Origin of the sequence: Pseudomonas sp. NFX224 (assembly GCF_048565165.1) — a bacterium.
GTDB lineage: Bacteria > Pseudomonadota > Gammaproteobacteria > Pseudomonadales > Pseudomonadaceae > Aquipseudomonas.
The window spans coordinates 2,417,590-2,431,774 of sequence record NZ_CP183416.1; the positions used below are offsets into that span (position 1 = coordinate 2,417,590).

Consider the following 14,185-nt stretch of genomic DNA (forward strand, 5'->3'; position numbering starts at 1 on the left):
TGGTGCCGGCGATCGCCGGCTGGAAAACTCAAGAAGCCAGTGGCGATACTTGCCAAAGCCCGTTCTGCTGAATCAATTGCCGGTCGCAGTCCGCTTCACGGGCGGCGGCCAATGGCTGCCCAGGCAATGCCTGAACGACACGCTGACCCTCACTGCGCAACTGGCAAACCTGCTGCCAGAGTGCCGCATCCGTACTGTCAGGCATCCAGATACCGCCAGACGGTAGCTCGATCTCAGCACGCCCCAGGGTCACCAGGGTTTTCAAATCGGTAGAGAAACCGGTTGCCGGACGAGCGCGACCGAAGTCAGCGCCGATATCGTCATAACGACCGCCCTGGGCAATGGACTGGCCAACACCCGGTACGAACACCGCGAACACCACACCGGTGTGGTAGTGGTAACCGCGCAACTCACCCAGGTCGAAGTAAAGCGGCAACTCCGGGAAACGCACGGACAGACGCTCGGCAATCGCCAGCAAGTCATCCAGCGCAGCCAGAACCGGGGCCGGAGCCTTGGCCAGACGCTCACGCGCAGCCGCCAGCACTTCACGGCCGCCACACAGGTCGACCAACGCTCGCAGCATGCCCGACAGATCGGCAGGCAAGCCTTCGGTCAAGGTAATGACCTCGTCGATGGCTTTACGTTGCAACGCGTCGAACAACTGCTGCTCGACTTCACCGGACAAACCGGCAGCACGGGCCAGGCCGCGGTAAATACCTACATGCCCGAGGTCCATGTGTACATCCGGCACGTCGGCCAGTTGCAGCATGGCCAGCATCAGGCTGATGACTTCAACGTCGCTGCCCGGGCTGCCGTCGCCGTACAACTCGGCACCCAGCTGGATCGGGCTGCGCGAGGACGACAAGGCGCGTGGCTGGGCATGCAGCACGCTGCCGGCGTAGCACAGACGACTTGGGCCTTCGCGACGCAGAGTATGCGCATCGATGCGCGCCACCTGCGGCGTGATGTCAGCACGGAAACCCATCTGCCGGCCCGATTGCGGGTCGATGACCTTGAAGGTACGCAGATCCAGGTCCTGGCCCGCGCCGGTCAGCAGGGATTCCAGGTACTCGATATGGGGAGTCACGACAAACTCGTAACCCCAGCTCTGGAACAGATCCAACACCTGGCGACGCGCTACTTCGATGCGCGCCGCTTCCGGTGGCAGTACTTCTTCGATGCCATCTGGCAGCAGCCAGCGGTCTACCGTTGCCATTACGCCAATCCCCTATGATCCGGGCAGCCAGCCTTGAGGCGAGCCTTGAGTGAAGCAGAAAATGATCGGTCCAGCACAAACCACGCGCATGAGCGACGTGGCGAAAAGCCTGAAACGGGCTTCGCCGACCACTTTCCTCGTAAAACCTTTCGAGCCATAGCGCTCGGGCACCTGCATAAAACAGCAATCAAACATGCAGACGCAAAAAAGCCGGGAATTTCCCGGCTGCCGCATCATACACACGTTTTCCCAAAGGATCACCCCGCCAGAGGTTTTAGCCGCCCGGCGGGGGATGATTCAGATCAACGCTGTATCAAGGCTTGGCTTTTTCCAGGTAGTGGAAGAAGTCGCTGCTTGGGTCCAGGACCATGACGTCGGATTTGTTCGCGAAGCTTTCACGGTAGGCACGCAGGCTACGATAGAACGCGTAGAACTCCTGATCCTGACCGTAAGCCTTGGAGTAGATCCCGGCGGCCTGAGCATCGCCGTCACCGCGAATCTCTTCAGATTCACGATAGGCTTCAGCCAACAGCACGCGGCGCTGACGATCGGCGTCGGCGCGAATACCTTCAGCCAGCTCGTTACCCTTGGCGCGGTGCTCGCGAGCTTCACGCTCACGCTCGGTGCTCATACGCTCGAACACACTGCGGTTTACTTCTTTGGGCAGGTCGATGGTCTTGACCCGAACATCGACTACTTCGATGCCCAGCTCTTTTTCAGCCATCTTGTTCAGCGAAGCCGTGATATCCGCCATCAGCGCATCACGCTCACCCGACACCACTTCGTGCAAGGTGCGTTTACCGAATTGGTCACGCAGACCCGATTCCAGACGACGGGACAGACGCTCGTCGGCGATTTGCTTGAGGCCGGAAGTCGCAGTGTAGTAAACCTCTGCGTTCTTCACGCGCCACTTGGCATAGGCATCGACCATCACGGCTTTCTTTTCCAGCGTCAGGAAGCGCTGTGTCGGTGCGTCGAGCGTCATCAGGCGTGCGTCGAATTTACGCACCTGGTTAACGTAAGGCACTTTCACATGCAGGCCTGGCTGTACATCGGTCTGAACCACGCGACCGAACTGCAGCAACACCGCACGCTCGGTCTGAGCCACGATGTAGAAGCAGTTCCAGGCAGCGATCGCCACGACGACGCCGACAATAAGGGCGATCAGCGATTTATTGCTCATCAGCGACTCTCCCTGGTACGTGCTTGCTGTTGCTGCAGATCAGCTGCCGCACGTGCATTCGCTTCATTGCTGCTGGCTGCCGCGCCGGTCACCGGAGTGCTGGTGCTGCGACCACTTTCGACCATCTTGTCCAGAGGCAGGTACAGCAGGTTGCTCTGGCCATTTTTGTTACCGGTCACGAGAACCTTGCTGGTGTTGCTGAAGACTTCCTGCATGGTGTCCAGGTACAGACGCTGGCGGGTGACTTCAGGTGCCTTGCGATACTCGGCAACCAGCTTGGTGAAGCGATCGGCCTCACCCTTGGCACGCGAGACGGTTTCGTCACGGTAACCATTGGCATCCTCGAGAATGCGCTGGGCCTGACCACGGGCTTCCGGCACGACGCCGTTGGCATAGGTTTCAGCCTGGTTACGCGAACGCTGCTCGTCTTCACGGGCACGGATCACGTCATCGAAGGCTTCCTGCACTTCTCGCGGTGCCGCTGCGCTCTGTACGTTGACCTGAGTGACGGTGATGCCGGTGCGATACGTATCCATGAAGCGTTGCAGACGCTCCTTGATTTCGCTGGCCATCAATTCACGACCTTCGGTCAGCACCTGGTCCATGGCGGTGGAGCCCACCACATGGCGCAATGCGCTGTCGGTCGCGTGCTGCAGGCTGATTTCCGGCTGATCGACGCTCAGCACGAAGTCCTGCAGGTTGCTGATCTTGTACTGCACGGTCAGCGGCACTTCGACGATGTTTTCGTCTTCAGTCAGCATCTGGCCTTGCTTGGTGTACGCACGCTCACGCGTTACGTTTTCCATGTACTTCTTGTCGATCGGCGGGAAATAGATGTTCAGACCCGGGCCGACGGTTTCGTAGTACTTGCCGAAGCGCAGCACCACGGCCTGCTCCTGCTCGTCGACTACATAGACCGCGCTGTACAGCCACACGGCCGCCAGCACGACGAGGCCGATGCCGAGCAGGCCGCCGAAGCCGCCACTCTTGCCCGAACCACCGCCGTCATCACCACGTTTCTTACCACCACCGAACAACCCGTTCAGGCTTTCCTGCAGCTTTCGGAAGGCCTCGTCGAGATCTGGCGGCCCCTTGCGGTCGCCGTTGTTACGACGCTTGCCACCCCAAGGATCCTGATTATTCGAGTTGCCACCCGGCTCATTCCAAGCCATAGCGCTCTCCATCTGATAAAGCAAAGACGCACCCACGGCGCGCCGACCAATGCTACAGAATGCCTGTCACCACGGCACAACCGCTTTCCCAGGCTTTTATTGCAAAGTGTGTTGCTCGATGAATTCCATCGGCTGCAATCCCTCGCGGCTTACCAGTCGATTCAACTCGACCCGGGGCAAACGAACGGCCAGCAAACTGATGCCTTCTTCGTCGTGCTCTTCTTTCTGCACCGCACCGAGTTCGAAGAACTGCGCACGCAGTCGAGCGAATCGTTGCGGCAAGCGCAGGGTACCGACAAACAAATCACTGCCCAGTAACTCGGCAATGGCTTGCTCAAGCAATTCCAGGCCACTGCCATCACGCGCCGACAGCCAGACCCGTTGGGGCTTGCCGTGTTCGTCGCGCTGGATTTGTGGCTCAACGCCTTCAAGCAAATCGAGTTTGTTATAGACCTCGAGGATCGGCAAGTCCTGAGCACCAATCTCGCCCAGCACCACCATGACCTGCTCGATCTGCAACATGCGATCCGGTTCGGCCGCATCGATCACGTGCAACAACAGATCGGAGTTGCTCGACTCTTCGAGGGTAGACCGAAATGCTTCGACCAGCTTGTGCGGCAAGTGGCGAATGAAACCCACCGTGTCCGCCAGGACAATCGGCCCCAGATCGTCTATATCCAGACGACGCAGGGTCGGGTCCAGCGTGGCGAACAACTGGTCAGCGGCGTAGACGTCGGATTTCGTCACGTTGTTGAAGAGCGTGGATTTACCGGCGTTGGTGTACCCCACCAAAGACACGGTAGGAATATCCGCACGCGATCGGCCACGGCGCGACTGTTCGCGCTGGCTGCGCACCTTCTCCAGTCGTCCCTTGATCTGCCGCAGGCGAACCCGCAGCAAACGGCGGTCGGTTTCCAGCTGGGTTTCACCCGGACCACGCATACCGATACCGCCACCCTGGCGTTCAAGGTGAGTCCAGCCACGAACTAGCCGGGTGCTCATGTGGTCAAGCTGGGCCAGTTCGACCTGGAGCTTGCCTTCATGGGTACGGGCGCGTTGGGCGAAAATATCGAGAATCAGACCGGTACGGTCGATCACGCGACACTCGAAAACACGTTCGAGGTTACGTTCCTGACTGGGTGTGAGGATGTGATTGAAAATCACCAGATCGGCGTGCTCGGCTTTGACCAGGTCGCGCAGCTCCTCGACCTTGCCACTGCCAATCAGGGTCTTGGCGGTCGGCCGATGACGCGGCACGTTAAAAAACGCAACGGTCTCGGCACCCGCCGAATTAGCCAATTCCTGAAACTCCTGCGGATCTTCGCGCGCCTCAGGGTCCTGTCCATCCAAGTGAACGAGGATGACTCGCTCACCACCACCGTGGCGCTCAAAGAACAAAGGAGACTCCTATCAGGCGTTACCTGGCTCAGCGTCACCTGCTTCGGATTCGGTTGCGCTAGGCAGACGAATTGGACGAACCGGTACCACTGTAGAGATAGCGTGTTTGTAAACCATTTGGCTGACGGTGTTTTTCAGCAGGATAACGAACTGGTCGAAAGACTCGATCGTGCCTTGCAGCTTGATACCGTTGACCAGGTAGATGGACACCCCAACTTTCTCTTTACGTAAAGTATTCAAGTAAGGGTCTTGTAGCGAATGCCCTTTTGACATGTGCCGCACTCCTTTAAGGATTCAATATAAAAAATAGGTAATCAGATGGCTTTAGCCGTCACACCCCCAAGGATAGACGGCAATTGCAAGGACTCAGCTCAATATGGAGATGGTCCCAAGGTATTTCAAGGCGCGCGGCAGATTGTCGCAATCCAGGCTGTCCAGCCAGTGTAAATCAGCCCAACTGCGCAGCCATGTGAACTGGCGTTTCGCCAACTGGCGCGTGGCAATGATTCCACGCTCCTGCATCTCGGCTGACGTCAGCTTGCCATCCAGGTAGTCCCAGACTTGGCGGTAGCCTACTGCACGTATAGACGGCAACCCGGCATGCAGGTCACTTCTCTTACGCAGGGCTACGACCTCGTCAATGAATCCCTGTTCCAACATTAAAGTGAATCTTTGTTTAATTCGCTCGTGCAGTACCTGACGATTTGCCGGAGCAATGGCCAAGTTCGCGACAGTATAGGGCAATTGTTGCCGTCCCGAAGCGGCTGCTTCAGTACTTTGCGCAGATTGTTGCAAGCGAAGTGCAGTCATGCTCTGACCGCTGACGCGATAAACTTCCAGCGCTCGACTCAGACGCTGCGGATCGTTCGGATGAATCCGCGCCGCTGACACCGGGTCGATCACTGCCAATTGGTCGTGCAGGGCTTGCCAGCCAAGGCGTGCAGCCTCTTCTTCGATTTGCGCACGGACCTCGGGATCGGCCGCCGGCATTTCTGCCAGGCCTTCGAGCAAAGCCTTGTAGTAGAGCATCGTGCCGCCTACCAACAGCGGAATTTTTCCGCGTGCGGTGATGTCGGCCATGGCTTCGAGGGCGTCTCGACGAAAATCCGCGGCCGAATAGCTCTCGGCCGGGTCAAGAATGTCGATCAACCGGTGCGGATATTGCGCCAGCAGTTCTTTGGAAGGCTTGGCGGTGCCAATGTCCATGCCACGGTAGACCAGCGCCGAATCGACGCTGATCAGTTCGCAAGGCAGGACCTTAGTGAGTTCGATGGCCAGGTCGGTCTTGCCGGCGGCGGTCGGACCCATCAGGAAAATCGCAGGAGGGAGCTGGCTCATCAACGACCGCGCAAGAACAGTTTGTCCAGATCGTCCAGACCCAGTTGGGTCCAGGTCGGTCGGCCATGGTTGCATTGACCGCTGCGTTCGGTGTTTTCCATGTCACGCAGCAGACCGTTCATTTCCGGGATGGCCAGACGCCGGTTCGCACGGACCGCGCCGTGGCAGGCCATGGTCCCGAGCAATTCGTTGATGTGCGCCTGAATGCGATCGCTGGTGCCGTACTCCATCAGGTCAGCCAGCACGTCGGCGACCAAGCGGTTGGCTTCGGCCTGCTTGAGCAGTGCCGGAATCTGCCGGATGGCCAGGGTTTCCGGGCCAAGACGCTGTAATTCAAAGCCCAGACGCTGGAACCAGGCGACATGCTCTTCGGCGCAATCGGCTTCACGCTGACTGACGGCCAGGGATTCCGGCACCAACAGCGGCTGACCACTCAGGCCTTCGCTGGCCATGGCGATTTTCAGACGCTCGTACATGATCCGCTCGTGAGCGGCATGCATGTCCACCAGCACCAGGCCTTGGGCGTTTTCCGAAAGAATGTAGATGCCTTTAAGTTGTGCCAACGCGTAACCCAACGGCGGAATATCATCCTGGCCGGCCGGCAGAGCGACCGCATTGGCTTCGGGCAACGGTGCGAAAAACTCGCGATAGGCTGCCTGCGCCTCAGCGGCAGGGACGGTCGATTGCGGGCGCGGCGTGTATTGATACTGATAACCCGCGCCAGCACCTGTACCTGCAGGCGTATTGAACGAAGGCTGAGCCTGAGGCTGCTCCAGCAGTGCATTGGCCGCCAGACGCATTTCGCCCTGAGGGCCGAACTCACCCGCATCGAGGCCTGTAGGGCGAACGATAGCCGTCGCCACCGGTGCCGCCAGGTGATCGTCCGGCCGCACATCGCCCAAGGCGCGGTGCAAGGTGCCATAAAGGAAATCGTGGACCATGCGCCCTTCACGGAAGCGCACTTCGTGCTTGGTCGGGTGCACGTTGACGTCGACGCCGGTCGGATCGACCTCGAAAAACAGCACAAACGTCGGATGTCGACCGTTGAACAGCACATCGCGATACGCCTGGCGCACCGCGTGAGCCACCAGTTTGTCGCGCACGGCTCGGCCGTTGACGAAGAAATACTGCAAGTCCGCCTGGCTGCGGTTGAACGTCGGCAAACCGACCCAGCCCCACAGATGCAGGCCATTGCGCTCGATTTCGATCGGCAGCGCCTGCTCCAGGAAACCCGGACCACAGATTGCCGCCACACGCCGGGCACGGGCCGCATCGTCATGGGCCTCGTGCAGACTGAGGATGGTCTTGCCGTTATGACGCAAGTGGAACGCCACGTCGAAGCGTGCCAACGCCAGACGCTTGATCACTTCTTGCAGATGATCGAATTCGGTCTTTTCAGTCTTGAGAAACTTGCGCCGCGCCGGGGTGTTGAAAAACAGGTCACGCACTTCAACCGATGTGCCCACCGGATGCGCCGCTGGCTGCACGCGGGGCGCCATGTCGCGGCCTTCGGTTTCCACCTGCCAGGCCTGATCGGCATCGCGAGTGCGGGAGGTCAGGGTCAGACGCGCCACGGAGCTGATCGAAGCCAGCGCCTCACCGCGAAACCCCAGGCTCATGACCTGTTCGAGGTCTTCCAGATTGCGGATCTTGCTGGTGGCGTGTCGCGCCAGGGCCAGCGGCAGGTCATCGGCAGAAATGCCGCTGCCATCGTCGCGCACCCGCAGCAACTTGACGCCACCCAACTCCACATCGACGTCGATGCGCTTGGCGCCAGAGTCGAGGCTGTTTTCCAGCAACTCCTTGATCACCGACGCCGGGCGCTCAACCACCTCACCGGCAGCAATCTGGTTCGCCAGGCGTGGGCTGAGCAGCTCGATGCGAGCGCTGTTGTTCACGACCTGATTCATTCTTTGGCCGCCAGTTCGGTGCCTGGGATGGTCAGGTGCTGACCCACCTTGAGTTCATCACTCGACAGCTTGTTGGCGCTGCGCAGGGCAGCCGGCGAGATCTGATAACGCACGGCGATCATCGCCAGCGTCTCGCCCGGGCTTACCCGGTGATCACGCGGCCCTTGGGCGATTTTCCCGGAGTCACGCAGCCAGGCAATGTAAGTGCCCGGTGGCGGGTTCTGCTGGAAGAACTGGCGCACGCCGCTGCTGATCGAACGCGCCAACGCTTGCTGGTGGCTCGATGCAGCGAGCTTCGACGCCTCGTTGGCGTTGGAGATGAACCCGGTTTCCACGAGGATCGACGGGATGTCCGGTGACTTCAGCACCATGAACCCGGCCTGTTCGACGCGCTGTTTATGCAACGGGGTGACCCGACCAATGTTGCTCAAGACTTTCTGCCCGACGTTCAGGCTGGAGGTCAGGGACGCGGTCATCGACAGATCGAGCAGTACACCGGCAAGCATGCGGTCCTTGTCATCGAGGCTGACGTTACCGGCACCACCGATCAAGTCGGAACGGTTTTCGCTGTCGGCCAGCCAACGGGCGGTCTCCGACGTTGCGCCGCGATCAGACAGGGCGAACACCGAGGCACCAAAAGCCGCGGCAGAAGGCGCGGCATCGGCGTGGATCGAGACGAACAGGTCGGCGCCCTTCTTGCGGGCGATTTCCGTACGGCCGCGCAGCGGGATGAAGTAGTCGCCGGTACGGGTCAATTCCGCGCGAAAGCCTTTCATGCCGTTGACCTGACGTTGCGTTTCGCGGGCAATCTGCAGCACCACGTCTTTCTCGCGCTGACCGCGTGAGCCGGAAGCGCCCGGGTCTTCACCGCCGTGACCGGCATCGATCACCACAATGATGTCGCGTTTGCCGGCTGGGGCTGGCGGCAACTTAATTGCTGGCTCCGTTGGCGTGACCGGCACGGCAGGCACCGTGGCCACCGAAGGCGTCGGGGCTGGCGGCGGCGCGGCGTCGGCCGGGTTATCGAACAAGTCGACCACCAGTCGGTTGCCGTACTGGGCGTTAGGCGCCAGAGAGAAGCTTTTCGGCGTGACGGCCTTTTTCAGGTCGATGACCACGCGCAGGTCGGTCGGCGTACGTTGGGCCGAGCGCATGGCCGTGATCGGCGTATTGGAGGTGTTGACGTTCAACGGCGCTCCCAGGGTCGCGCCATTGATGTCGATAACCAGGCGATCCGGGGCCGTCAGGGTAAAGACGCTGTGCTGCACCGGGCCGGTCAGGTCAAACACCAGCCGCGTGTTGTCCGGCGCCCGCCACAGGCGAACACTGTTGACCTTCGAGTCGGCCACAGCGTCGACGGTCACCGCCAAAAACAACACCCCAACGGCAGCAACCAACGCGCGAAAGCGCATACCTAACCCCATCATTTATTTGGATTCCAATGCCAAAGCGGCACACCAGGCCTCGCCACGCGAGCCCTGGGATAAAATTTTCAGCGAACGTCCGCTGTCTTGCCGGCTAATGGTAATGGTCAGGTCAGGCTTTGGCAAAAAGCCTGCACCTTTATCGGGCCACTCGATCAGGCACAACGCATCGTCTTCGAAGTAGTCGCGGATGCCGAGGAATTCCAGCTCTTCCGGGTCGACCAGTCGATACAGGTCGAAGTGGAAGGCGCGAATGTCGCCGATCTCGTAGGGCTCAACTAACGTGAAGGTGGGACTTTTCACCGCCCCGACATGGCCAAGACCACGGATGATGCCCCGCGACAGCGTGGTTTTACCCATCCCGAGGTTGCCCTCAAGGAAAATCAATCCATGACCTTGGGTGATGCGGGCGATGCGTGCGCCAAAGTCGCTCATGGCCTGCTCATCAGCCAGGTACAGGGTTACTTCAGACACGGTGCTTGCTCCTCCAACAACTGACGAATGGCTGGTATCAGATCACTGGCCGCCAACCCACGGCCGAACTTCCCTTGTTGCTCACCGGCATTGGCGTGCAGCCAGACCGCCAGGCAGGCCGCGTCGAACGCCGCCATGCCTTGAGCCAGCAATGCGCCGACCAGACCGGCCAGCACATCCCCCAAACCCGCCGCCGCCATCGCCGGATGGCCCTGATGACACACGGCCAACCGCCCGTCGGGACAGGCAATTAAGCTGCCTGCGCCTTTAAGCACAACTACGGCTGTATATTTTTTGCTCAATGCATGGGCCGCCGCCGGACGATCCGCCTGCACCTCGGCAGTGCTGATCCCCAACAAGCGTGCTGCTTCGCCCGGATGCGGCGTGATCACGCAATCCTTGGGCAATCTCACATGTTCCTCGGCCAGCATGTTCAGCGCATCGGCATCCCAGACCTGCGGCAGCGGCGCATTGGCGGCGGCCGATAGCAGACTGCGCCCCCAGCCAGCCTGCCCAAGTCCCGGGCCGACAACCAGCACGGAAACTTTTTGAAGCAAACCCATCAACTGATTGGCCGATGAAGTGCCCAGCACCATCGCCTCGGGAATCCGCGCCAGCGCGGCGGGCACGTGTTCGCTGCGGGTCGCCACCGACACCATGCCGGCACCGCTGCGCAGTGCACTTTGCGCACTCAACAGGATCGCGCCACCGAAGCCGCGATCGCCACCGATCAACAGCACATGGCCGAACCTGCCTTTGTGGGAAGCCGGTGCGCGTGAAGCCAGAAGCGGGAGGTTGCCGGCAGCCAAACGGCGCGCGGTCATTGGCGCAGTCTCAATCAGCTGCGGCTCGGCGTGCAAATCATTAAACACCAGGACACCCACCACATCCGCCGCATCGCCGGTGAACAACCCCAGTTTCAAACCGATGAACGTCACGGTCAGATCGGCTCGCACGGCGCAGCCAAGGAGACGACCGGTATCGGCACACAGTCCGGAAGGGATATCCACCGCCGCAACGGGCAAGTCGCTGGCATTGATCGCCGCGATAACACTGGCGTAGGGCTCGCGCACCTCGCCCGTCAGGCCGGTCCCGAGCAAAGCGTCCAGCACGATGCCGCGCAATTGGGTGTTTTCTGCCCAGGACTCGACGGAGACTTTTTCCGATACTGCCTCGGCATGTGCCGATGCCGCATCACCGCGCAGCTGCTGCGGATCACCTGCCGCCAGCACCCGCACCGCCCACCCGGCACGTTGGGCCAGCACGGCCACCAGATAACCATCGCCGGCGTTATTACCGTGACCGGCGACAACCGTCAATTCGTTCGCCGCCGGCCACTGGCGAACCAGCGTGCGCCAGGTCACCCGCGCCGCGCGCTGCATCAATTCGAAGCCCGGTGTGCCGGCCGCGATCAGGCTCGCATCGAGCCCTCGGACCTGCGCAGCGCTGTACAGCGCGTCGGGTAATTCATCTTTAGTGTGCGGCATGCGTCTTCAGGCTCCGATGTCTGGCAGAATTATACGCACCTCAGCTCCGGTTTCTCTCGCCTCATGCCCGCTATTACCACAGACCTGCCCGCCCTCGCCCAATCCATCAAGGACTGGGGCCGCGAGCTGGGCTTCCAGCAAGTCGGCATCAGCGGTCTCGACCTGGGCGAGCACGAGCAGCATTTGCAGCGCTGGCTCGACGCCGGCTACCACGGCGAAATGGACTACATGGGCGCCCACGGCAGCAAACGTTCGCATCCGGATGAACTGGTGCCGGGTACGTTGCGCGTAGTTTCGCTGCGAATGGACTACCTGTCCGGCGACACGCAAATGGCGAAAGTCCTCGCCCAACCGGAAAAAGCCTACGTCTCGCGTTATGCCTTGGGCCGCGATTACCACAAATTGATCCGCAAACGCGTGCAACAACTGGCAGATAAAATTCAGGCCGAGATCGGCCCATTCGGCTTTCGCGCCTTCGTCGACAGTGCGCCGGTGCTGGAAAAAGCCATCGCCGAACAAGCCGGCCTTGGATGGATCGGCAAAAATACGCTGGTCTTGAATCGCAAGGCCGGCAGTTATTTCTTCCTCGCCGAACTGTTCGTCGATTTACCGCTGCCAGTGGACCCGCCCCACGCCACCGAACACTGCGGTCGTTGCAGCGCCTGCCTCGACATCTGCCCGACCAACGCCTTCGTCGGCCCCTATGTACTGGACGCCCGACGCTGCATTTCCTACCTGACCATCGAACTCAAAGGCGCCATCCCCGAAGACCTGCGCCCACTCATCGGCAACCGGGTGTTCGGTTGCGATGACTGCCAGATCGTCTGCCCGTGGAACCGCTTCGCCCGCCCGTCCGGCGAAGGCGATTTCACGCCGCGCCACAATCTGGACAACGCCGGGCTGGCGGATCTGTTCATGTGGGACGAGGACAAATTCCTGAGCAGCACCGAAGGTTCGCCGCTGCGCCGGACGGGTTATGAAAACTGGTTGCGTAATCTGGCGGTGGGCTTGGGCAATGCGCCTTCAACGATTCCAGTGCTGGAAGCGCTGAAAGCGCGACGGGAGCATCCGTCGGAACTGGTGCGGGAACACGTCGAATGGGCGCTGAAACAACATGCCGAACGTCAGGCTTCGTCGTTGTAAACGAATTTAGGCATTTCCCAGTGGAAACGGATCGCCAGTAATCGCAGCAGGAAACCGCCGAACAAGGTGATCAGAATCGCCTGCTCTCCCGGCAAATTCAGATACAGACAAAGCATGTAGCACCACGCCGCCGCGAACGAGACGCTGGCGTACAGCTCTCGACGGAAGATCAGAGGAATATCGTTGCAGAAGATATCCCGCAGGATGCCGCCGAAAACCCCGGTGATCACACCGCTGACCGACGCGACCAACATGCCATGACCCATTTCCAGGGCGGTCATGCAGCCGATCAGCGTGAATGCCACCAGACCCACGGCGTCGAGCACCAGAAACAACGAACGCAAATGACGCATCCAGCGTGCGGTGAACACGGTGAACATTGCCGCAATAGAGGTCAAGACCAGATATTCCGGGTGTTTGACCCAAGTCAGCGGGTAGTGGCCCAGTAGCACGTCGCGTACCGAACCGCCGCCCAATGCCGTGACGCAAGCAATCAGCACCACGCCAAACCAGTCCATGCCACGACGCCCCGCAGACAGGGCGCCGGTCATGGCTTCGGCGGTGATGGCGATCAGGTAGAGCATCAGCAACATGGTGGCGGTCCTTGCAAAAAGGCGCGCAGTCTACTCACTTCGCCGAGGCACCAAAAGAGGGCAAGGGAAAGCCCGGAGAACCTGTGGCGAGGGCGCTTGCTCCCGCTCCGCGGCGAAGCCGTCGCAATTCCAACAAACCCGGATGACCCGGTACGCCTCATCGCCTGATTTCAGGGCCGCTACGCGCCCCAACGGGAGCAAGCTCCCTCGCCACAAAAGTCGTCATCAGAACTTGATGAAATGCTTGCGGTAGTGCTGCAGCTCGGCGATCGATTCGCGGATGTCGTCCAGCGCCAGGTGGGTGCTGCCCTTTTTGAAGCTGTCGCGCACATCCGGCGCCCAGCGTGCGGCCAGTTCTTTGAGCGTGGAGACGTCGAGGTTGCGGTAGTGGAAATAGCTTTCCAGGGATTTCATGTGCGTATAAAGGAAGCGACGATCCTGGCAGATGCTGTTGCCACAGATCGGCGACTTGCCCTTCGGCACCCACTTCTCCAGGAAGGCGATGGTTTCGGCCTCCCCTTCGGCCATGCTGATGCGGCTGTCGCGCACACGCTGGGTCAGACCGGAATTGCCGTGGGTGCGGGTGTTCCACTCGTCCATGCGGGCGAGGACTTCGTCGCTGTGGTGAATGGCGATCACCGGACCTTCGGCCAGGGTATTCAGGTCACTGTCGGTGACGATGGTGGCCATTTCGATAATGACGTCGTTTTCCGGATCCAGACCGGTCATTTCCAGGTCGATCCAGATCAGGTTCTGCGAATTTTGCATGTGTCGGCTCCTAGGCAATGCTGCGCAGTTTAGCCTAGGCCGGTGGCCGGGCGTGCTAAACTCGCGGCCGTTTTACCTA

At 60.3% G+C, this 14,185-nt stretch carries 13 protein-coding genes; 1 reads left to right on the forward strand and 12 read right to left on the reverse strand.

Annotated elements, in window-relative coordinates; translation table 11 throughout:
* Positions 1 to 28 precede the first annotated feature (28 nt).
* The 10 genes from ACNYC6_RS10850 to ACNYC6_RS10895 form a co-directional block, all read right to left on the reverse strand.
* Positions 29 to 1,216, reverse strand: coding sequence for an ATP phosphoribosyltransferase regulatory subunit (locus tag ACNYC6_RS10850; protein WP_419712295.1), 1,188 nt, complete (start codon positions 1,214 to 1,216; stop codon positions 29 to 31).
* Between the two features lie 313 nt (positions 1,217 to 1,529).
* The gene (gene hflC, locus ACNYC6_RS10855; protein ID WP_419712296.1) at positions 1,530 to 2,399 is read right to left on the reverse strand and encodes a protease modulator HflC; all 870 of its coding nucleotides are present in this window, start codon (positions 2,397 to 2,399) and stop codon (positions 1,530 to 1,532) included.
* On the reverse strand, positions 2,399 to 3,571 hold the full coding sequence (gene hflK / locus ACNYC6_RS10860) for an FtsH protease activity modulator HflK (protein WP_338584428.1): 1,173 nt from the start codon (positions 3,569 to 3,571) through the stop codon (positions 2,399 to 2,401). The genes hflC and hflK overlap by 1 nt, the downstream gene beginning before the upstream one ends.
* 96 nt (positions 3,572 to 3,667) lie before the next feature.
* A complete protein-coding gene (gene hflX / locus ACNYC6_RS10865; protein WP_419712297.1) occupies positions 3,668 to 4,969 on the reverse strand; it encodes a ribosome rescue GTPase HflX in 1,302 nt (433 codons plus the stop codon).
* Between the two features lie 12 nt (positions 4,970 to 4,981).
* Positions 4,982 to 5,242, reverse strand: coding sequence for an RNA chaperone Hfq (hfq, locus tag ACNYC6_RS10870; RefSeq protein WP_007902656.1), 261 nt, complete (start codon positions 5,240 to 5,242; stop codon positions 4,982 to 4,984).
* Positions 5,243 to 5,335: 93 nt separating this feature from the next.
* Positions 5,336 to 6,307, reverse strand: a complete 972-nt coding sequence (miaA, locus tag ACNYC6_RS10875; protein WP_419712298.1) for a tRNA (adenosine(37)-N6)-dimethylallyltransferase MiaA — start codon at positions 6,305 to 6,307, stop codon at positions 5,336 to 5,338.
* Positions 6,307 to 8,217 carry a DNA mismatch repair endonuclease MutL gene (mutL, locus tag ACNYC6_RS10880; protein ID WP_419712299.1) on the reverse strand — a complete coding sequence of 637 codons (1,911 nt, stop codon included), beginning with the start codon at positions 8,215 to 8,217 and terminating at the stop codon, positions 6,307 to 6,309. The genes miaA and mutL overlap by 1 nt, the downstream gene beginning before the upstream one ends.
* Positions 8,214 to 9,644 carry an N-acetylmuramoyl-L-alanine amidase gene (locus ACNYC6_RS10885; protein WP_419712300.1) on the reverse strand — a complete coding sequence of 477 codons (1,431 nt, stop codon included), beginning with the start codon at positions 9,642 to 9,644 and terminating at the stop codon, positions 8,214 to 8,216. The genes mutL and ACNYC6_RS10885 overlap by 4 nt, the downstream gene beginning before the upstream one ends.
* The gene (gene tsaE, locus ACNYC6_RS10890) at positions 9,645 to 10,115 is read right to left on the reverse strand and encodes a tRNA (adenosine(37)-N6)-threonylcarbamoyltransferase complex ATPase subunit type 1 TsaE (protein ID WP_419712301.1); all 471 of its coding nucleotides are present in this window, start codon (positions 10,113 to 10,115) and stop codon (positions 9,645 to 9,647) included.
* Positions 10,103 to 11,602, reverse strand: a complete 1,500-nt coding sequence (locus ACNYC6_RS10895; protein ID WP_419712302.1) for an NAD(P)H-hydrate dehydratase — start codon at positions 11,600 to 11,602, stop codon at positions 10,103 to 10,105. Before ACNYC6_RS10895 ends, tsaE begins: the two co-directional genes overlap by 13 nt.
* A 63-nt stretch (positions 11,603 to 11,665) precedes the next feature.
* Here ACNYC6_RS10895 and queG point away from each other — a divergent pair, with 63 nt between their 5' ends.
* A complete protein-coding gene (gene queG, locus ACNYC6_RS10900; protein WP_419712303.1) occupies positions 11,666 to 12,745 on the forward strand; it encodes a tRNA epoxyqueuosine(34) reductase QueG in 1,080 nt (359 codons plus the stop codon).
* Here the strand turns inward: queG and ACNYC6_RS10905 are convergent.
* Together ACNYC6_RS10905 and orn are read right to left on the reverse strand one after the other, a co-directional pair.
* On the reverse strand, positions 12,727 to 13,338 hold the full coding sequence (locus tag ACNYC6_RS10905; RefSeq protein ID WP_053153668.1) for a trimeric intracellular cation channel family protein: 612 nt from the start codon (positions 13,336 to 13,338) through the stop codon (positions 12,727 to 12,729). The two genes, queG and ACNYC6_RS10905, sit on opposite strands and share 19 nt — an antisense overlap.
* A gap of 225 nt (positions 13,339 to 13,563) precedes the next feature.
* Positions 13,564 to 14,106 carry an oligoribonuclease gene (gene orn, locus ACNYC6_RS10910; protein ID WP_419712304.1) on the reverse strand — a complete coding sequence of 181 codons (543 nt, stop codon included), beginning with the start codon at positions 14,104 to 14,106 and terminating at the stop codon, positions 13,564 to 13,566.
* Between the last annotated feature and the right edge of the window lie 79 nt (positions 14,107 to 14,185).